The sequence below is a fragment of the Perlucidibaca sp. genome, from assembly GCF_057084925.1.
The window spans coordinates 146,663-167,248 of sequence record NZ_JBXMRC010000003.1 but is presented as its reverse complement, the minus strand read 5'-3'; the positions used below and the strand labels follow the sequence as shown (position 1 = coordinate 167,248).

Sequence of the window (20,586 nt, the reverse complement as noted above, 5' to 3'; positions counted from 1 at the left end):
TTGCTGAGCACCTGCGGTAATTTGCGGGATGGCGTTCCCTCGCAGCGTCTCTATAATGCTGGCGTTTTTCCACCGCTAAATAAAGAGAGACTTATGACAACGCGTTTTGATGTTTACGCCATAGGCAATGCTTTGGTCGATCTTGAATATCGCGTGGAAGATACCGTGCTACAACAGCTCGGCGTTGAGAAAGGTGTCATGACCTTAGCCGAAGCCGATGCGCAAGCCCGCCTACTCAGCGTGCTCGATACTCAGCACAGCCGCGAAAAACAGGCCTGTGGTGGCTCTGCGGCCAACAGCATTATTGCCGCCAGCGCCTTTGGCAGCCGCTGCTTTTATAGCTGCAAAGTCGCTAACGACAGCCTCGGCGACTTTTATCGCCAAGATCTGCTGGCGGCTGGAGTTAGCACCAACTTGAAAGAACAGCGTCCTGATGGTGTTTCCGGCACATGCGTGGTCATGGTCACACCCGACAGCGAACGCACCATGAATACCTACCTCGGCATTACCGCTGATGTATCGACCGACGAACTAGACCTTGAAGCCTTACGCGCTAGTCGTTGGCTCTACATCGAAGGCTATTTAAGCACCTCGGCGAGCGCTCGCGCAGCCGTTGCCTTGGCTCGTCAAGAAGCACGAGCAGCGGGTGCGAAAATTGCCCTCACGTTCTCAGACCCTGCCATGGTTCAGTACTTCCAACCCCAGTTGCGTGAGTTACTGGGTGATGGCGTGGACCTGCTTTTTTGCAATGAATGGGAAGCTAAAGCCTTCGCCAACAGCGACGACCTAGATGTTGCTCTGACCGCCTTACGTGCCGTCGCTCAAACCGGCGTATTAACTCGCGGCGCTGAAGGTGCTTGGGCCTGGACGCAACACGCCATTCTGGAGCTCCCAGCCATTCCCACTAAAGCGATTGATACTCTCGGCGCGGGCGATAGCGTTGCTGGCGCTGTGCTTCATGGCCTCAGCCAAGGCTGGACACTTGAACAGAGCACACGCTTGGCATTAAAAACCGCCAGCGCCGTCGTCAGTCAATATGGCCCGCGGCTCGCCCTTAGTCAGTACCGCGAACTGCTAGAGGCATCCGCATGAGCTTCCGACTTTGCGCACTGAATGCGCTAGAAGAGAATGTTGGGCGGAGCTTTCGCTCACCCGCCGGAGAGGTGATTCTGGTGCTGCGGGATGCCAATGTGTATGCCTGGCAAAATATTTGCCCACACTTAGGCATCAACTTGGAGTTTAATCCCGACGAATTCATGGATTGCGAACGACACTATTTGGTGTGCAGCAATCATGGCGCCTTGTTTCAAGTGGAAGACGGCCTATGCGTTTCAGGGCCTTGCCATGGCGAGGCCTTGTTGCCCGTTCCCATTCGCATTGAAGACGGCGAAATTTACGTGGCCGATAGCGCCAGTACGACTAATTAAGCAGAGAGCGTTTGCGCCATTCCGTAGCCTCTGTTATAGATTCCTGATTGCTTTTTGAGAGATGAACATGGCTACCCGCACCAGCGAAAAACCCGCAAGCAGCGCCAAAAAGAAAGCCGTGGTTGGAAATGGCTTAATTTATGGTCTAGCTCCCTATAAAGAAGTGAAGGGCGAAGACTATATGTCGCCCCCCCAGCGTGACCACTTCCGCAACATTTTGATCGCTTGGAAACAAGAGCTCATGCAAGAGGTGGATCGCACTGTTCACCACATGCAAGATGAGTCGGGCAGCCTGCCAGATCCCAACGACCGCGCCACGCAAGAAGAAGAGTTTTCGCTGGAACTACGCACCCGCGATCGGGAGCGCAAGCTGATCAAGAAGATTGACTCGACGCTTGAGCGCATTGAGAAAGATGACTACGGCTACTGCGACGACTGTGGCGTCGAAATTGGTATTCGTCGCCTAGAAGCTCGCCCCACTGCCACCCTCTGCATCGACTGCAAGAGCTTGCAGGAAATCAAAGAGAAACAACTTCTCGGCGGTTAATGCCATCTGCTCTGCATCGGTTGGTCGCTTTGCACCGTCCCCCACGGGACGGTTGCATGCGGGCTCCTTACTGGCTGCCGTCGGCAGTTACGTTCACGTCAAACAACACGGCGGGCAATGGCTAGTCCGGATCGAGGACTTAGACCCTCCACGCACCGAGCCCGGCGCCAGCGACGACATTCTGCAAACGCTAAATCAACACGGCCTTCTGCACGACGGCCACGTGCTATTTCAAAGCCAGCGTAGCGAAGTTTATGAATCCGCACTTCAGCAGCTACTAACCAAAGACCTGATCTATCCGTGTCGTTGCTCTCGGGCTCAGCTGCTTGAGCATGCACGGCTACATCACTACCCCACGTCGCGCAGCCTCTGTACCGGCACCTGCGATGTCCGCGGCGCAACACTCACTAGCGCAGATACCGCCTGGCGCTTGCGAACAGAGATGGCCGGTGAAATCCAGTTTCAAGATCTGCTGAGGGGCACACTGACTAGCTCACTGCATCAAGAGGTGGGGGATTTTGTCTTAAAGCGGCGGGATGGCTTGTACGCCTATCAACTGGCCGTGGTTTTGGATGACGAGGCCTCACAGGTCACCGAGGTGGTGCGCGGCGTAGACCTGCTCGACAATACCGCACGCCAATGCTGGCTGATGCAATGCCTTAATTTTGCACGGCCAAGCTACCTGCATTTACCCTTAGTGACTGCCGCCAACGGGCAAAAGCTGTCCAAACAGAACCTCGCGCCTGCGCTCAATCCGAATACGCCCAGTCGTAACCTGTGGCATGCCTTAGCAGCGCTGGGTCAAATGCCGGCGTCCGCCCTTCTCCATGCCTCCCCGCCTGAAATACTGGCCTGGGCGTGTGCAAACTGGCATCCCGAGCGCATACCGCATCCTGACAGCATTCAGCAAAACTGTTACCTTGCGTAACACTGCTTACGGGGTCGTGCATGTATATTGATCGCCTAATTCTTTTGTTTGTCGCCGGCGCTTTTCTACTGTCACCCATCGTTATTGACTGGTGGAGTGCCAACGGCAGCGCGTGGTATCGCCCCTTTGTGATCTGGGCGCTGCTGATCGTACTGGCCCTGTGGATCGCTCGCAGCCGAGACCTCAATGATCTTTAGCCCCGGCACTTTATTTGGCCTCAGCGTCGCCTACCTTGGCCTGTTGTTTTTGCTGGCGCATGCCAGTGAAAAAGGCTGGTTTCCGCTGCGCTGGGTTCGCCATCCTGCGGTTTATACCTTGTCCCTTGGCGTTTTTATCAGCTCATGGGGCTTCTACGGTGTGGTTCAATTCGCGGCTGATTTTGGCTATAACTTTCTTGCGTTTTACATGGGCATTGCGGGCGCGTTCTTAGTCGCACCCATGTTCTTGCAGCCCCTGTTGCGCCTTGCAAAAACCCATCAATTACACTCGTTACCTGACCTGCTGGCCTTCCGATTTCGCAGCCAAAGTGTTGGCAGCACGGCCACACTAGCCATTTTAGTGGGCATCATGCCGCTGCTAACGGCACAAATGCAAACCATGGCGGATCTCGTTTTTATTGTGACGGGCGGGCATAGCACGCGCAGCATGGGCGCTTTTTTCTGCGCCGTTCTTATCTGCTTCACGCTGCTCTTTGGTACCCGCCAGCGCAATAGTCGTGGCTTGAGCCATGATGGCCTTGTGGTTGCTATTGCCGCTGAATCCTTAATCAAACTCATTGCCATGCTGGCTGTTTCGGCTTATGCATATTTTTCCGTCTTGGGCGGTGAGCAAGGCCTAAATCAATGGCTGCAAAGCAACCCCGCAGCCCTGCAGCAAATGTATCAACCCCTGCAAGGCGGTTACTGGCACAGCTTGCTCTTACTGTTTTTCTTTGCAGCGGTCGTCGTTCCCTGCATGTACCAAATGGCTTTTACCGAGAATCGCGAACCACGCGACCTCGTTACTGCGAGCTGGGGCGTGCCCCTGTATTTCCTTCTCATGGCATTGGGTATTCCGGTCCTGCTTTGGGCCGGCGAAGCCTTGCAGCTCAAACTACCCGCCACGTATTACAGCCTTGGCATCACCCTACAATCCGGCTCGCCGTGGATGACACTCATTCTATTCCTAGGCACGCTAGCGGCCTCCAGTGGCATTTTGATTGTGACCACGCTGGCGCTCGCCAACATGCTGCTCAATCACGTCCTGCTGCCTATTAGCGGCCTTTCCACGGGCGATAACCTTTATGAACGCACGCTAAACCAACAGCGCCTACTGATCATTTGCATTCCATCCGCCGCCTTCTTACTGTCTTGGCTGCCGGCACTGCGCCCTGACAGCACCGAAATGTCGATGCTGTCCTTTGTTGCCACCATCCAGCTGGCACCCAGCATGCTGGCATTACTGTTTTGGCCTCGCGCCACCAGCACTGGCGTACTCATAGGCCTCGCCGCAGGCATCCTTATTTGGTTTTTTACCCTCGCATTGCCAGCATTCTTTATGCCAGCGCTCGACGCCAGTATTTGGCTAGGCCTTGAAGTGAGTAATCAGCTAGGCCACTGGCAAGCCATGGGTTTAATCGCCACGCTGGCCAATATTGGCTGCATGTTGGCCTTCTCGCTATTAAGCGCGCAGAGTGGCGACGACAAAGAGGTCGCCGAGGCCTGCTCCGTGGACAACTTGCGTAGCCCGCTGCGCTGGGGCCTAAATGCGGACTCTACGGAAGCCTTTATTGCCGCCCTCTCGCCCTCGCTTGGCCCGGTCACAGCCGAACGCGAAGTGAAGATGGCGCTTCATGACCTGGGTCTAAAGCTCGATGAACGTAGACCCTACGCGCTACGGCGACTGCGCGAGCAACTCAATGCGAATTTATCGGGCCTACTCGGCCCCAGCATGGCGCAGGAACTCTTGGATGAGCATTTACCGCATAAAATCGTAGCCAATGCGCCCGGCGACGATATTCACTACATTGAGCTTCGACTCGAAGAGTATCGCGACAAACTGTCTGGCTTAGCCGGTGAGTTGGACGTACTCCGTCGCTTTCACCGACAAACTCTGCATGACCTCCCCTTGGGGGTTTGCACCCTCGCCGGCGACCTCGAAATCATGAGCTGGAATCACGCCATGATGCAGATCACGCACTGCGCCGACTCGCAAATGATCGGGGCGCGACTCGAAGATCTGCCCTCACCTTGGAGCACCCTATTTGCTGATTTCTTGCTAAACCCCAGCTCGCAGCAACTGCGGACACGCATCGAAATTGAAGGCCAAGTGCGTTGGTTAAATTTGCATCGCGCCGTCATTGGTGATGCTGCCGGCAGTCAAGTGTTGGTCATGGAAGATGTCAGCGCTCTACACCAGCTCGAGTCACGCCTCCAACATGCCGAACGCTTAGCCGCGATTGGTCGTTTAGCGGCAGGTGTTGCCCACGAAATTGGCAACCCGATCACGGGCATTGCTTCACTGGCCCAAAACTTACGTGCTGAATACCCTACAGACCACGAAGTCCATGAAACGGCACAAAGTATTTTGGAACAGACCCAGCGGGTCAGCCGAATTGTTCAGAGTCTGGTTGGTTTTTCTCGCAGTGAGCATCATGCAAGAGGCGAGTTTGAAGCCGTGCCGCTCGCTGCGGTGATGGCCGAAGCTGTTCACCTGCTTAAGCTGTCACCAGAAGCGCGCTTTGCGGAGTTCGACAATCAAATTCGAGATAGCGTTTTTGTTCGTGGCGATGCTCAGCGACTTTGCCAAGTGTTTATTAACTTATTAAGCAACGCCCGCGATGCCAGCACGCAAAAGGGCTTGGTCATCATGCGTGCCGCCCGACATGGCAACCATGTTCGTATCGAAATTGAAGACTTCGGTCATGGCCTGCCCGATGGCGACATTCGCGCCAACCTGTTCGAGCCCTTCGTGACCACCAAACCGCCAGGGAAAGGCACCGGCCTGGGTCTCGCGCTCGTTCACGGCATCATTGAGGCGCATCAGGGACGAATTCAACTCATCGATAAACGTGACTACGATCAAGGGCAAGGCGTGATTGTGCAAATTCTATTACCGTGGGCGAGTACGCCCGCGGCGTTAGCTGAGGATACTTCGTCGTGAACCATGTCTTGATTGTAGATGACGAAGCCGTCATTCGAAGCAGCCTAAAGCGTTTGCTTGAGCGGCATGGATATCAAGTGAGTATCGCCGGTAGTGTGGAGGAGGCCCTCGCCGGTGCGCCGCTCGACAGCTACTCCCTCATCATTTCAGACCTGCGCTTGCCTGGTGCGGCGGGCATCTCTTTAATCTCTAAGGCACAAGAAACACCGGTTCTAATTATGACTAGCTTTGCCAGCATTCGTTCTGCCGTCGATGCAGTACGTGCGGGGGCTGCTGATTACATCGCCAAGCCGTTTGATCATGACGACATGCTGTTGACCATCGATCGTATTCTGCGTGAACGCCTTTTACGCCGCCAGAATGCTGCACTGCAAATGACCGTGGCCGCTAGTCAGCCCGACAGCGGCATCATTGGTAATTGTGAGGCTATGCAGCAACTGCATCGGCGCATAGCGCGCGTCGCACCGCTAAACACCACCGTCCTGATTCATGGTGAATCGGGCACGGGCAAGGAGCTCGTTGCCCGTGCCTTGCATGAGCAAAGCCCTCGACGCCAAGCGCCACTCATTTCCGTGAACTGTGCGGCCATTCCTGAATCGCTAATTGAGTCCGAACTGTTTGGCCATGAAAAAGGTGCCTTTACGGGCGCACAACAACTCCGCAAAGGCTTAGTGGAAGCCGCGGATGGCGGCTCACTCTTTCTCGATGAAATCGGCGAACTGCCCCTTGATGCTCAAGCTCGACTGCTACGACTTTTGCAAGAAAAAGAAGTCCGCCGCTTAGGTGCCACTCAGTCGCGGACTATTGATGTGCGCTTGATCGCCGCGACCCATCGCAACCTGAAACAAATGGCCAGCATGGGTCAATTTCGTGAGGACCTGTTCTTCCGCTTAAACGTGGTTGAGCTGAACTTACCGCCGCTCAGGGAGAGAGGCGACGATATTTTAGACATTGCACATGCGTTACTAAAACGCACCATTGGCCGCTTAGGCAGCACCTCGCTGCACTTCAGCTCCGCCGCCATCACAGCCATGAGTCTCTACCATTGGCCCGGTAATATTCGCGAGCTAGAAAATGCCATTGAGCGCGCGGTCATTCTTTGTGAAGGCCCTGAAATTTCGCCTGAATTGTTGGCCATCGATTTTCCGCGACAAGCGGTCACGTTAGTGACCGAAGCACTTTCGGCTCAGGAACCACCCGCCGGTTTGTCACTTGAGGACTATTTTCAACATTTTGTCCTCGAGCATCAGGATCAAATGTCGGAAACAGAGCTTGCACAGAAGCTGGGTATTAGCCGTAAAACCTTGTGGGAACGACGCCAGCGACTGGGCATACCGCGTAAGCGCGGCAGCGAGCCGGTCTAGCCATTTCGTTACCCAACTACACAAGAGTGTTACCCAAGTAACATGAGCGCCTACTCACTTCATCAATCCGACAAGTGACAGGTATTCAAGTCATTGATTATATTGTTAAATAAAATTTCCGATAGTTGGCACGCGCCGTGCTATTGATTATCAGCGAGAAAAACAAAAAAAAATCTCGCACAGCTTCCCATTAGAGGAAGCATCCAAAAATGCACCGGCCCGGACGCTGGGTTGCAAATGCCAGGATGCTCAGGCAACAAAAATAACTCATGCCTCGAATAATAAGATGGCCATAAGCCACGCACCGTTCAGCGACCGCGGGAGGTAACCCCTCCCGCATTGCCTCCTCCCCCAAGCCTTCAATCCCTGCACAGTTACTGCTCAATCTTGCTATCATCCGCGCACATTGTTTTTTACCGAGTGCATGTATGTTGAAAGGTTGGTTGGATCGCTGGCGTAGACGCGGCAAAACCATTAGTCGCTTAAAGCCCGTGATCATTCCGCGAGACCATCATGCTGTCTCCCGCCGTGATATCAGTAGCGTTGCTGTGAAAACCCTGTATCGGCTTCATGATGGTGGCTATCAAGCCTTTCTGATTGGTGGGGGTGTTCGCGACGTGCTATTGGGCATGCAACCCAAAGACTTCGATATCGCCACAAGTGCAACCCCAGAGCAGGTCAAGCAATTGTTTGGCAATCAATGCCAGATCATTGGCCGGCGCTTTCGTTTAGCGCACGTTCGTTGGGGCCGAGAGGTCATTGAAGTCGCCACCTTCCGAGCACATCACAGTGAAGGCGATGCACAAAATGCCAAAACAAACGCTGAAGGCTTGATCCTCCGCGACAATGTCTGGGGCAATATTGAAGAAGACGCTGCGCGTCGAGACTTCACCATCAATGCCATTTACTACAACATCGCCGACTTTAGCTTATGGGACTTTGCCCATGGCATGAAAGACCTTAATGCGCGTGTCTTAAGGCTGATTGGTGACCCAACTACTCGCTATCGCGAAGATCCCGTGCGCATGCTTCGTGCCATTCGTTTTGCGGGAAAGCTGGGCTTTACGATCGAAGAAAACACTGCACAAGCCATCTCTGAGCTAGCCTACTTACTGGAAGATGTGTCCTCACACCGACTCTACGATGAGTGCCAAAAGCTTTTTTCAGCAGGCTATTCCTTGCCTGTTCTCGACTTATTACACGAGTTCGGGCTATTCGATGCCTTGTTCCCTGAAGCTGATCTTTTCCCCAACGACACACTTTGGCAGCTCACAGCGGAAAGCACCGATGAACGCGTAGCAGAAGGCAAAGGCATTAACCCAGCCTTCTTTTATGCCGCTATGCTGTGGGGCGTTGTCCAGGATCGTCAGCAAGCGCTTCAAACTAATGGTATCCCACCGGTTCCCGCCTGGCAGCAAGCTAGCCAGCAGGTGCTCGCCATTCAGCACGCACGCACCGCTATCCCTCGTCACATCAGCCAAGCCATTCGTGACATTTGGGAAATGCAGCCTAAGCTGGAACAACCGCGCCCACGTCAAATTGAAGCCACCGTACAAAGTGAACGCTTCCGAGCCGCGTATGACTTTTTAGTCTTGCGCGAGTTAGCCGGCGAGGAGACCTCGGGCATGGGTGCGTGGTGGACACGCTGGCAAGATGCCGACCCCGGCCTACGCGCCGAAATGGCTCGCGCCTTGGACGATAAGCCAGCGGCAGCCAAGAAAAAGCGTCGGCGCAAGCCCAACAACAATGTTTAACCATCGCTGCGCCATCGGCCTGGGTGGCAATCTCGGCGATGCTGTAGCGACGCTTATCGATGCCGCCAAGGCTTTATCTAGCCATCCCGATTGTCAATTCGTGGCTGCGTCGAAATTGTATCGCAGTGCCGCTATTGGACCAGAAGGCCAGCCGGACTATGCCAATGCCGTGATGTTGCTCAATACCGCACTAGATGCATGGGCACTACTGGACGTGCTGCAGCAACAAGAGCAACTGGCGGGGCGCGTCCGTGATATTCGCTGGGGCGCTCGCACACTAGACCTTGATATCCTTCTATTTAATCAGGAGGCGATTCAAGATAGTCGCCTAACCGTTCCCCATGCGGAGTTATGGCACCGTGCCTTTGTGCTACTGCCCTTATTGGATGTGCAATCAGAAACGGCTTGGCCTTCTCAACTGAATATTGCAACTCGCCTTGAAGACCCTAAGCTGAGCACACAGATTATTTCACGCTGGCTTGACCCTCGCTGGGACACGGCCTGCAATGAACTTCGCCTGCACTCAAGGAGCTGCTAATGAAAGCCATTACGATGAATACGCTTCGGAACCTAAAACAGACCGGCAAAAAGTTTTCTGTCCTCACTTGTTACGACGCAACTTTTTCAGCGGCTATGGCGCGTGCAGAAGTCGAAGTGATTTTGATTGGTGATTCGCTTGGCATGGTACTTCAAGGCCACACCTCCACACTTCCCGTGACCATTGAAGATATGGCTTATCACACGGCGGCGGTTGCCCGCGGCAATCAAGTCTCCCTGCTCATGGCAGACATGCCTTTTATGTCTTATGCCAGCCTAGAGACTGCGCTGACTAACGCTGCCTTGCTAATGCGTGCAGGCGCACACCTCGTCAAGCTTGAAGGCGGAGCCTGGCTAGCCGAAACCGTGACGCAACTTACCCGTGGCGGCATCCCGGTTTGCATTCACCTCGGCTTAACACCGCAATCGGTTAACGTGATGGGTGGCTATCGCGTGCAAGGCCGAGATGATGCCGCCGCGCAGCAATTACTAGACGATGCCTTAGCCGTGCAGGCCGCAGGCGCCGTCATGCTGCTCTTAGAGTGCGTCCCGGCCTCCCTGGCAGCGCGTGTTCAACAAGCACTCCACATCCCAGTGATAGGTATTGGGGCAGGCCTGAATTGCGACGGTCAAGTTTTGGTCATGCATGACATGCTGGGCTTACATGCCGGAAAGCCAGCTCGGTTTGTTAAAGACTTCTTGGCGAGCGGCGACGGCACCATTGAGGGCGCCTTCAAAGCATATGTTCAAGCCGTAAAAAACGGGCACTACCCCGCCGAAGAGCACACGTTTCAATAATTCGCAGGCAATAATTCGCAGGAAAGCCATCCGTTATGAAGATTGAAAACACCATTCAAGGCGTTCGAGCCGCGTTAAATCAAGCGCGCAAAGCCGGAAAATCTATCGCATTTGTACCCACGATGGGCAACCTACACAGCGGCCATATCGCACTCGTTCTCAATGCCAAGCGTCGTGCAGACTTTGTGGTAAGCAGCGTTTTCGTCAATCCTACGCAGTTTGGCGTGAATGAAGACTTTGCCAGCTATCCGCGCACTCTCGATAGCGATGCCAACCTATTAGCCGAAGCAGAGTGTGATATTTTATTCGCGCCCAATGCGGAAGAAATGTATCCCGATGGCCGTCAGCAGGCGACTACTGTGCAAGTGGCAGGCATCACGGAGTTCTTATGCGGTGCATCTCGCCCAGGCCACTTCACTGGCGTTGCCACTGTCGTCACTAAGCTCTTGAACATCATTCAGCCAGACATGGCCCTTTTTGGTGAAAAGGATTACCAGCAACTCGCTGTCATTCGCAGACTGGTCACAGAGCTTTGCATCCCCACCAACATTATTGCCATACCCACCCATCGTGCGGACGACGGCCTCGCACTCAGCTCACGCAATGGCTATCTCTCTAATGATGAACGCGAGAAAGCACCATTGATTTATCAAACCCTAACGCAGCTTCAGTCCGCCATTTTAAGTGGCCAGCGTGATTATGCTTCTTTAGCTCACGCAGCGAGCTCGCACCTAAACAAATGCGGATTCAAGACAGACTATGTGGAAATTCGCGCGGCGAATCTCGATTCTGCTAAAGAAAGCGACTCAGATCTTGTCATTTTGGTTGCCGCATACCTTGGCAAAACGCGCCTAATCGACAATCTAGCCTTTTCTTTAGCCTAATCACGTAGGTATTCCTGTGATTTGTCTCAGGACAATGATTGAACCGCGAGTCATCTTGCGGCAAAATGGCGCGCCCGCGGGGAGCCAACGGTTAATGTTAGCTTTCTCGCCCCTGTTTACTGCTGTGCGGAGGTAACGCTCATGCAATGCATCATGCTCAAAGCCAAGCTACATCGGGCCTGTGTGACTCATGCCGAGTTAGATTACGAGGGTTCGTGCGCGATTGACGGCGACCTACTGGATTTAGCTGGCATTCGTGAATACGAGCAAATCCAGATTTATAACGTCGCTAACGGTGAGCGTTTTACCACTTACGCTATCCGCGCTGAGTCTGGTTCGAAAATGATTTCCGTGAATGGTGCAGCTGCTCACAAGGCTCAGCCAGGTGATCGCGTTATTATTTGTACTTATGCACAATTTGAACAGGCAGAGCTAGCCAGCTTTGAGCCTCGTTTAGTTTATTGCAACATTGATAACTCTGTTAGCCATAGTGCTAACGCGATTCCTGTGCAAGTCGCCTAAACACGTCGCTACGGAAAAGCCGGCTAAATGCCGGCTTTTTTATTGCCCCAAATTTACTGAATGAAATGACGCCCAATAAAAAGCCGACCCTGAGGTCGGCTTTTTATTACTTAGAACAACTTAGCCACCCAGCATTGCATCCAAAGATGCACGCCATTCAGCGCCATGCTGAACCAGCAGCTGACCACCGTAAACCACAGTCAACAAACCAATCGCCATCACAACGACTGGTAGGATCCAGCGCTCATAGCGATAGTAGAAGCTCTTATGGGCGACTTCAGCGTCCGCCTCATCCATCACCTTCTCACCGACAACCATACGAACCAAGAGCTGATTCAGCGCCACCGGTGGCGACAAATAGCCAAGCTCGAAGGCTGTGAGCACGATCATCCAAAAGTGGATCGGATCAATACCGTTGCTGTAGGCAATAGGCGCGATGGTCGCCGACACCAAAATCACGGCACCGAACGGATCCATGATCATGCCGATGAAAATCAGCGTACCCATCAGAATGGTCAGCGCCAGCCAGATGTTGCCGAGATCGGCTGGAACACTTTCCATCATACCGGAACGCTCGATGACGCCACCGACCGAAACAGACAGTGCCATCAACATGATCAGTGCACCGATGTGACCAATGGTCTCGTTGGTAGCGAAGCGAACTGCGCCTTCCAGACCGACACGACGCTCGGCTTCCGGATTGTTGATGACGGCCACGGCCTTCGGCTCACGACGCATTTTGTCAAAGATGACGATGAACAACATGATCACCGGCAACATGACAGGTGCAGTGAATTCGTCCAGCTTGGTATCCAGGAAATACTGGTAGCCCTGAACTACGGCAACCACGATGACGATGTATGGAGACACCGGCACCAGCGCACGCGCAGCGCCACGCAGCGCCTCACCTAGATTGGTTTTCTCGCTGACGCCTTCACGCAGATACAAGGAGAACAGGAAGAAAATGGTCGACGTCAGCAAGAATACCGACACACCCCAGCCATAAAGTTCATTGGTGGTAACTTGCTTGTTCAGCGCAGCAATCAGCACAATCAGCAAGCAAGGACGCAGCACCACGCCCAGCGAGCCGGACATGGCCGCAGCTGCCAGCGCATATTGACGACGGGCACCCGACTGCAGCACTTCCTTATAAACGATGGCACCCGCGGCAATAACGAAGATACCGGAGGCACCGGTATACGCCGTGGGGATGGCAGCTGCGATCAGAATGACCCACGTCAGCGTTTCTGGTGAGAGCTTGAAAGGACGCACAACATCCATGAACAAGTGCACAACACGAGTCTGCTTCAGCAACATACCCGCCCAGATATAAAGCGCCAAGTTCAAGAAAATACCTGAATATTCAAGCAACTGACCCAAGTAAATGGCCAGACCAGCCATGTGGCCTTCGCCCAAGAATGTGATGGATGAAGTAATGGCCATGAAGGCATACAACGGTATCGACAACGTTGCCAAGCCCCAGCTGCCGCCCTCTTCAGCATCTACAGGCGGACGCACCAGCTTGAAAACACTGATCGCTGTCAGTACTGCAAACAGGCCGATCATGATGTAGTTCAGCAGGGGTTTTTCAATTGGGATACCCGAGTTCAGCAGCACATTGTTGTAGTAGTACCAGCTGGAGAAAAGCGCCAGACCGTTAGCCAAAACCATGGACGCGCCATAAATCGGAAAGTCCTTTTTATAGCGCGGTGGACGCAAACCAATGTGATGCGTACCAAGCGTCGTCGTTACCGCTGCAATTGCAAACATCACCAATAAAAGCAATGGTCGGTTTTCGGTACCAAATTTAAAAATACCGAAGAAGCCCGTTTCAATCGCACGGAATGCTTTTACTTTCGGCGTAATATTTTTAACGATGCCTTCATACATCGTGTTTTTCTCAATGCAAAGCGCCTTGGCTTTTTCCATTGAGTCACGAATAGCCGCAGGATCTTGCGGCTCTGAAGCAAAGAGTGCATCTAGCGGATCATCTGAGACAGCTGCGGGTGCTGCTGCCTGGGCGGCAACAGCCGCATCGATATCCATGTTGGGGTCGCAATCCGGCTTAGTCGGATCGGCACGCAACATAAAGTACTGAACATTATTGGCTGGGTCACCGAACATGCGTTCGCCCATGCGCAAAAGCTGACCGTGGAACATTTCCCCGGTACCAATGATCAGTGTCAACAACAGTAAACACAGCACCGGCAGACTGGAAAACCATTCCAATCCACTGCGGTTGAGGAAGAGCGGCTTGTTATTCATTTTTAGCTTCCTTGAAGAATGAAAACGCCAGAGCCTTTTTAGACCCTGGCGATCATTTCACTATGGCTCAAATTACTCGAGATTCTGCGAGCATTCGGCATCAGCACCATTCACCGAACAACGAGTCTTCTTCAAGACTTTCATGGTGAATGGGTTGTAGATACCTTCCTTGGTCAGGGCAATACGTGCATCACGCAGTAGCACGATATAACCGTCTTTGTCTTTCTCTGGCAGATCCATCCAGACGCCGGCTGGAATATCTTTTTCAGCCTTGGTCACAATGCCCATTGCACGTGGCGTTTGCGAATTCCAGTAAGCGCGTGACTTCTGACCAAAACCAGCGGGGAACTTATCCTTGTTGATAATCAACTGGAACGTCAGCTGTACGACGGGAAAGCGCACGATGGCTCCGTTCTTACCCAGGCCCTTGTACATTTCCAGTGGCTTATAGGCCAATGCAGGTGCTGCAACGATATCTACAGCGCCATTATTGAACTTAGCAGCGAAGTTGGTGATATCCGAGGAGACAGGCTGTGCCCCGATCTTCTGAACCATCTTGGCTTGTGATTTGTCGTAATCAAATACGGCGATTTTCTTACCGGCGAGCTTTTCGACGCTATTAATCGAACGATCCTTCACAAACAGGTAGGCGGCACCTGCAGGTGCAATACCGGCTACTTCATACTTGCCTTGAACCATTTTTGGCGCGAGTGCTGGATTAGCCAATGTTGCTAGGGCTTTCTCCATGATCTTGTTCGATGGAATTGCACCCAAGGAGTCGAGCGAGCCAGTGAAATCATTGAATTGACGACCACGCAGACCTGTCAACATAACGCCATCGCATTGCCCTGCCTTGAAGTCTTCGGCGGCAGTACGTTCGTCGGTGTAGGTTTTCAGTTCAATTTGACCGCCCATGCCCTTAGCGGCAAGAGCGTAGTCCTTCATCATTCCGGTGACATCACCTTGTGCACCGAGGATGTCGAACACACACACTTTGTTTGCTGCTGACGCTTGCATCGAAAACGTTGCAGTCACCGCAAATACGGATGCTGCTAGTAGGTTTAACTTACGCATTTGAGTTCCCTCTGTTTTATCAATTTTAAGCCGAATGTAGGGCTCTAGACGTTGAACGTCATGAGCCCTATAAAGTTCACAAAGTGTTAGAGCAGGTCACCGACGTCAACGCCCTCTGGCGCTTCCACTTTTTCATCCCAGAATTTGCCTAAGCTACCGGGTGGCGTACGGGTACCTGCACCTTCCGTCCAAAGCTTGTCGGACAAGGACAAGACAATGAAGCCCGCCAGACTGTCTACCAAGCCATACTGAGTGTTCGGCTTGAAGTCTTCTTTCACGGCAGTGAAGCGACGAATGGCATCGCGAACGCGGGCATTATCATCTTTACCAACGGCAGAGAGCGCATACATGGCGTGCGGCAAACGAACGCCAGCGGCCTCACCCAATGCCATGGAGGCATTGAAGGCACCCCAAACATCTTTGCCTTCATCTAAGCCTGGCAGTACGTTCCAGATCACAGCGCGTGCGGCAACCGGTACACCCCACCACTTTTTGTTATCCAAGCAAGAGAATGCACGTTCGGCTTTTGCAGCGATATCGAGCGGCACACCTACAGCTTGCTGAGCGGTGATGTCGTTGAGAACCGCCTGCAGGCCAGTGATGAGGCCGAGCATATAGACGAACTCATCGAAATCTTTGTAGAAGTCAGTGCATTCTTCGCCAATTTTGATTTCGTAGCGCTTCTCGTAGTACGTCACGAAGCGGTTGTAAGCATTGAGCTGACGACGAGCGGCAAGTTCGGCGAAGCGCTTTTGCGCGATACGTGCGTCTTGAGCTTCTTCTACGTTACCGGCGCGCGAGGCACGCAGATAGCGCAGCTCATTATCGAAGGCCACGGTTTCAGCACACAGTGCTGCGGTGGTGTAGAGCAGTGTGCCCAACTGATTGGCATCAGCACCCAGATTTTCGGTCGCCATCAGAAGCGGCGTAACCGCAACACCCGACTGGCAAGCCATCAGGTAATCGGTGTCTTTGATCATGGGTGGAACGAGCTTCTTTTCAACGAAGCGCAGGGTTTGGTTACTGATAAACGCCAGCGGATCGCAGGCGGAGAGCAGAACGGATGCGCCAATGATGGCACCGGCGAAACCGCGACGGAGTAGGCTGGAGCCACTCATGTCTTTCTCCTTGAGTTGATTATTATTGTGACGCTTAGGCGCATTATTGTTATGGATGCAGCAAAAGCGTGTCAGCACTTGCTGACAGGACGGGCAAAAGATACCACCAAGCACTGTCAAGATAGAAGCTCTTAGAGCAACCGTTCAGTGGTTTTTTTTACTCTTTACAAATGCCGTTGGAGGCTAGTGTTAGCCCCCAACGGACAAGCTTATTAAGACTCAATTAGCTCTTTAATGGACAGCTTAATACGGCCGCGCTGGTCAACATCAAGCACCTTGACCTTAACAACCTGACCTTCCTTCAAATGGTCGGTGACATTCTCAACGCGCTCATGAGCGATTTGCGAAATGTGCACGAGACCATCTGTGCCTGGCAGAATATTGATGAAGGCGCCGAAATCGACGATACGAGCTACCGTACCCTCATAAACCGCACCCACTTCAACTTCAGCAGTGACTTCCTGAACACGAGCCAGCGCCGCTTGCGTGGCGCCTTTGGTTTCGCCGTAGATACGAACCAAGCCAGAGTCATCAATGTCGATGCTCGCCTTGGTCTGCTCACAGATACTGCGAATCATGGCGCCGCCTTTACCGATCACATCACGAATCTTGTCCGTGCTGATCTGGATGGTGGCGTACGTCGGGGCGTTGGCATTCACTTCGGCACGGGACTGAGCCAGTACTTGGTTCATCTGACCGAGAATATTCAGGCGGGCTTCACGAGCCTGGCCCAGCGCCACTTCCATAATTTCTTCAGTGATGCCTTCGATCTTGATGTCCATCTGCAACGCAGTGACGCCATTTGCCGAGCCGGCCACCTTGAAGTCCATATCGCCCAGGTGATCTTCGTCGCCCAAGATGTCGGTCAAAACGGCAAAGCGCTCGCCTTCTTTCACCAGACCCATGGCAATACCTGCGACCGGTGCTTTCATCGGCACGCCGGCATCCATCAGGGCCAACGAAGCGCCGCAGATCGAAGCCATCGAGGAGGAACCGTTGGATTCCGTAATTTCCGATACCACGCGAATGGCGTACGGGAACTTATCGGACGAGGGCAGCATAGGGTACACGCCGCGACGCGCCAAACGGCCATGGCCAATTTCACGACGCTTAGGGCCGGACTCACGCCCCGTTTCACCTACCGAGTAGGAGGGGAAGTTGTAGTGAAGCATGAAGTTGTCGGTGTAGCTGCCTTCAAGGGCATCAATCATCATGGCATCGCGTGTACCGCCCAGCGTGGCTGTGACTAATGCTTGGGTTTCTCCACGGGTGAACAATGCTGAACCGTGAGCCTTGCCCAGAACACCCGTCTGGATGTCGAGTGCACGCACCGTGCGGGTGTCGCGACCATCGATACGAGGCTTGCCGGACAGAATATTGTCTCGAACCGTACGATACTTCAGGTCTTCAAACAGGTCTTCGAGATCATCGGCAGCGCCATCTTCTGTGGCGAACTGCGCCATAGCGGCTACCTTGATGGCATCCAAGCGTGTGTAACGATCTTGCTTTTCGCGAATCGTATAGGCTTCCGAGATCTGCGCTTCAAAAGCCGCCTTGAGAGCCGCCTTCAACTCAGCATTCACTGCGGGCAGTGTCACCTCCCAGCGCGGCGTACCGACTTCAGCCGCGAATGCCTTGATGGCTTCAATAGCCACTTGCATTTCGTCGTGACCAAAGAGCACGGCACCGAGCATTTGATCTTCGCTCAGTTCCTTTGCCTCGGATTCAACCATCAGCACGGCACCTTGCGTACCAGCAACCACCAGATCCAAATCGGAGGTTTTCAGCTGCTCGTAGCTGGGGTTCAGTACGTATTCGTCATTGATGTAGGCGACGCGTGCGGCACCAATCGGACCATTAAATGGCAGACCGGAAATAGCCAAGGCTGCTGACGTGCCCAGCAGCGCGGCAATATCGGGATCCTGCAACTTGTCAGTGGAGATCACAGTTGCCGTGACCTGCACTTCATTCACAAAGCCTTCTGGGAACAGCGGGCGAATTGGGCGATCAATCAGGCGCGAGGTCAAGGTTTCTTTTTCTGAAGGACGACCTTCACGCTTGAAGTAACCACCGGGAATGCGGCCGGCTGCATAGGTTTTTTCTTGGTAGTTTACGGTCAGTGGGAAAAAATCCTGACCTGGTTTGGCTTTCTTAGCACCGACGACTGCAACGAGAACCTGTACGCCACCCATGGTGACGATAACAGCGCCCGTTGCTTGACGTGCAACGCGACCCGTTTCCAGGGTGACGGTCTGCTGACCAAATTGAAATTCTTTACGTACGATATTGAACATGCTTTTCCTCTGCGGATTGCCCCATGGCAATCCCTAATTTTCCGATACTTACAAGATTGTCATCGGAGGCCCCTAACAGCTGAGCAAACCTTGATGTAGCGCAGGTGTTAGAAGCCTCTCCCATGACGGCCGACATGTCACATCCTGTGACCAACCAACATTTCTGATGGCTGAAAAGACTGGGAGCGGCAAGCCGCTCCCAGAGTGTTCCGCTTAGCGACGCAGACCCAGTTCCTGGATCAACGCGCTGTAGCGTGTGCTGTCTTTACGCTTCAGGTAGTCAAGCAGCGTACGACGCTGGTTAACCATCCGAATCAGACCGCGGCGCGAGTGGTGGTCATGCTTGTGCGCCTTGAAGTGACCTTGCAGGTCATCAATGTTGGCGCTGAGGAGCGCAACTTGAACTTCACAAGAACCGGTATCACCGGCTGAACGGGCAAACTTGGCAACAATCGCAGCTTTGTCTTGGACCGTAAGGGCCATGGTATTACTCCTTCTGAGAGGCCATTAGAACAGCGACAGACCGCGCCTCTCTGCAGTCCGCGCCAACATCCCCCAAAGGGGTTGTGCACACGTTTGTTAGTACGATGACTTCAACAAACGCTTGGGAGCCAGCATGCCGTCATCATCGACAAAGCCAATCCCGAGAAATTCTTCGCATCCGGCTTCAACCTGAAAAATCAGCACTGAGCCTTCGCTTGGCAGGCCAGAAGCCCGCACCGGATTACCGTGGCGCAGATAATACGCTGAACTTTCGCTCAACTCCACCCGGGGCCAATCGGCCAAACCGGACCATGGCGGTAGCAATAACGCATCTAAAGCCGCAAAGCCTTGAGGCTCCAGCAGCTCAATTTCAGCGGCTGTCACCGCCTGAGTTAAATCGAACGGGCCCGCCGACAAACGGCGCAACTCAACCACATGTGCGCCACAGCCTATTGCCTCGCCAATATCTTCCACCAGATTGCGAATATAGGTGCCCTTAGAGCAGCACACGGTCAACTCGGCAAAGGGCGGCTCGAGGGCATTTAAAGTCAGTGAGAAAATCGTCACAGGCCGCGCTTCACGTGCCACTTCAATGCCGGCACGTGCCAACTCATAGAGTGGACGACCGTCCTGCTTGAGCGCCGAAAACATCGAGGGAATCTGCATGATGTCGCCACGGAAGCGCGCCAATATCTGCTCTAGAGATTCTGGCGTGATGACAGGAACGGGGCGCTCTTCTACAACCTCGCCATCGGCATCTGAGGTATTGGTACGTTGACCAAAACGGAGGCGCGTTCGATAGCTCTTGTCGGCTTCGAGCAGGTAATGAGAGTATTTGGTGGCTTCGCCTAGGCAGATCGGCAACACACCGGTCGCCAACGGATCAAGACTGCCTGTATGCCCCGCTTTTTCAGCTTGGTATCGGTGCTTGACCCACTGCAGGATCTGATTCGATGTCATGCCCTGTGGCTTATCCAGCAACAGCACACCATCGATGGGACGTTTAGGGCGACGAGGCTTACTCAAGACAGACTCAGGTCGCCGAACCGTCTTTGTGATCGGCAGTGTCTGCTTGTGGCGCAGACTCAGCACGCTCGGCATCATCTTTCACCGCTTGCGAAATCAAGGCTGCCATACGATTGCCACGCGCCACCACCACGTCATGGTGAAAACGTAAATGCGGCACGATACGCGTGCGTAAACCGCGGCCGAGTTCGCCACGGAGAATGCCCGACGCGGCATTGAGAATCGCAATGCCCTCATCCGGCGCCTCATCCAAGGTCTTACCGAGGATGGTGACGTAAATGTCGGCGTAGCCCATGTCTGGGCTAACCTTCACGGCTGAAATTGTCACCATGCCCAAACGCGGATCTCGCAGACGCTGACGAATCAGGTCGGAGAGATCGCGCTGGATTTGGTCGCCCATGCGTTGCGTGCGTTGACTCACTCA

The 20,586-nt window shown here is 53.6% G+C and carries 19 protein-coding genes; 12 read left to right on the top strand and 7 right to left on the bottom strand.

Annotation, left to right across the window (positions count from 1 at the left end):
* Positions 1–93 precede the first annotated feature (93 nt).
* From AC14IB_RS01350 to panD, 12 genes are all read left to right on the top strand, one after another.
* Positions 94–1,092, top strand: coding sequence for an adenosine kinase (locus AC14IB_RS01350; RefSeq protein ID WP_484230196.1), 999 nt, complete (start codon positions 94–96; stop codon positions 1,090–1,092).
* On the top strand, positions 1,089–1,427 hold the full coding sequence (locus tag AC14IB_RS01345) for a Rieske (2Fe-2S) protein (RefSeq protein ID WP_484230195.1): 339 nt from the start codon (positions 1,089–1,091) through the stop codon (positions 1,425–1,427). The genes AC14IB_RS01350 and AC14IB_RS01345 overlap by 4 nt, the downstream gene beginning before the upstream one ends.
* A 67-nt stretch (positions 1,428–1,494) precedes the next feature.
* Positions 1,495–1,974, top strand: a complete 480-nt coding sequence (dksA, locus tag AC14IB_RS01340) for an RNA polymerase-binding protein DksA (protein ID WP_484230194.1) — start codon at positions 1,495–1,497, stop codon at positions 1,972–1,974.
* On the top strand, positions 1,907–2,902 hold the full coding sequence (gluQRS, locus tag AC14IB_RS01335; RefSeq protein WP_484230218.1) for a tRNA glutamyl-Q(34) synthetase GluQRS: 996 nt from the start codon (positions 1,907–1,909) through the stop codon (positions 2,900–2,902). The genes dksA and gluQRS overlap by 68 nt, the downstream gene beginning before the upstream one ends.
* Before the next feature lie 20 nt (positions 2,903–2,922).
* Positions 2,923–3,099 carry a hypothetical protein gene (locus tag AC14IB_RS01330; protein ID WP_198341579.1) on the top strand — a complete coding sequence of 59 codons (177 nt, stop codon included), beginning with the start codon at positions 2,923–2,925 and terminating at the stop codon, positions 3,097–3,099.
* Positions 3,089–6,043: an ATP-binding protein gene (locus AC14IB_RS01325; protein ID WP_484230193.1), complete on the top strand. Its 2,955-nt coding sequence runs from the start codon at positions 3,089–3,091 to the stop codon at positions 6,041–6,043. The genes AC14IB_RS01330 and AC14IB_RS01325 overlap by 11 nt, the downstream gene beginning before the upstream one ends.
* Positions 6,040–7,407, top strand: coding sequence for a sigma-54-dependent transcriptional regulator (locus tag AC14IB_RS01320; protein ID WP_484230192.1), 1,368 nt, complete (start codon positions 6,040–6,042; stop codon positions 7,405–7,407). Before AC14IB_RS01325 ends, AC14IB_RS01320 begins: the two co-directional genes overlap by 4 nt.
* A 428-nt stretch (positions 7,408–7,835) precedes the next feature.
* Positions 7,836–9,161 carry a polynucleotide adenylyltransferase PcnB gene (gene pcnB / locus AC14IB_RS01315; protein WP_484230191.1) on the top strand — a complete coding sequence of 442 codons (1,326 nt, stop codon included), beginning with the start codon at positions 7,836–7,838 and terminating at the stop codon, positions 9,159–9,161.
* Entirely contained in the window at positions 9,154–9,699 is a 546-nt protein-coding gene (folK, locus tag AC14IB_RS01310; protein WP_484230190.1) for a 2-amino-4-hydroxy-6-hydroxymethyldihydropteridine diphosphokinase, read from the top strand. The genes pcnB and folK overlap by 8 nt, the downstream gene beginning before the upstream one ends.
* Entirely contained in the window at positions 9,699–10,496 is a 798-nt protein-coding gene (gene panB / locus AC14IB_RS01305; protein WP_484230189.1) for a 3-methyl-2-oxobutanoate hydroxymethyltransferase, read from the top strand. Before folK ends, panB begins: the two co-directional genes overlap by 1 nt.
* Positions 10,497–10,531: 35 nt before the next feature.
* Positions 10,532–11,380, top strand: coding sequence for a pantoate--beta-alanine ligase (gene panC, locus AC14IB_RS01300; protein WP_484230188.1), 849 nt, complete (start codon positions 10,532–10,534; stop codon positions 11,378–11,380).
* A 141-nt stretch (positions 11,381–11,521) separates the two neighbouring features.
* A complete protein-coding gene (gene panD, locus AC14IB_RS01295; protein ID WP_484230187.1) occupies positions 11,522–11,902 on the top strand; it encodes an aspartate 1-decarboxylase in 381 nt (126 codons plus the stop codon).
* 120 nt (positions 11,903–12,022) lie between these two features.
* On the opposite strand, the gene AC14IB_RS01290 is transcribed toward panD, so the two are convergent.
* From AC14IB_RS01290 to rbfA, 7 genes are all read right to left on the bottom strand, one after another.
* Positions 12,023–14,167 (bottom strand): TRAP transporter large permease subunit, encoded by a 2,145-nt coding sequence (locus tag AC14IB_RS01290; protein WP_484230186.1) that lies wholly within the window; start codon positions 14,165–14,167, stop codon positions 12,023–12,025.
* A gap of 72 nt (positions 14,168–14,239) precedes the next feature.
* Positions 14,240–15,241, bottom strand: a complete 1,002-nt coding sequence (locus tag AC14IB_RS01285) for a putative solute-binding protein (RefSeq protein ID WP_484230185.1) — start codon at positions 15,239–15,241, stop codon at positions 14,240–14,242.
* 86 nt (positions 15,242–15,327) lie between these two features.
* Positions 15,328–16,359, bottom strand: coding sequence for a hypothetical protein (locus AC14IB_RS01280; RefSeq protein WP_484230184.1), 1,032 nt, complete (start codon positions 16,357–16,359; stop codon positions 15,328–15,330).
* Positions 16,360–16,571: 212 nt separating this feature from the next.
* Complete coding sequence (pnp, locus tag AC14IB_RS01275) at positions 16,572–18,653, bottom strand: polyribonucleotide nucleotidyltransferase (protein ID WP_484230183.1); 2,082 nt, start codon at positions 18,651–18,653, stop codon at positions 16,572–16,574.
* A gap of 213 nt (positions 18,654–18,866) precedes the next feature.
* Positions 18,867–19,136 carry a 30S ribosomal protein S15 gene (rpsO, locus tag AC14IB_RS01270; protein WP_068857430.1) on the bottom strand — a complete coding sequence of 90 codons (270 nt, stop codon included), beginning with the start codon at positions 19,134–19,136 and terminating at the stop codon, positions 18,867–18,869.
* A 96-nt stretch (positions 19,137–19,232) separates the two neighbouring features.
* Positions 19,233–20,162, bottom strand: a complete 930-nt coding sequence (truB, locus tag AC14IB_RS01265) for a tRNA pseudouridine(55) synthase TruB (RefSeq protein ID WP_484230182.1) — start codon at positions 20,160–20,162, stop codon at positions 19,233–19,235.
* 7 nt (positions 20,163–20,169) lie between these two features.
* Entirely contained in the window at positions 20,170–20,583 is a 414-nt protein-coding gene (rbfA, locus tag AC14IB_RS01260) for a 30S ribosome-binding factor RbfA (protein ID WP_484230181.1), read from the bottom strand.
* Between the last annotated feature and the right edge of the window lie 3 nt (positions 20,584–20,586).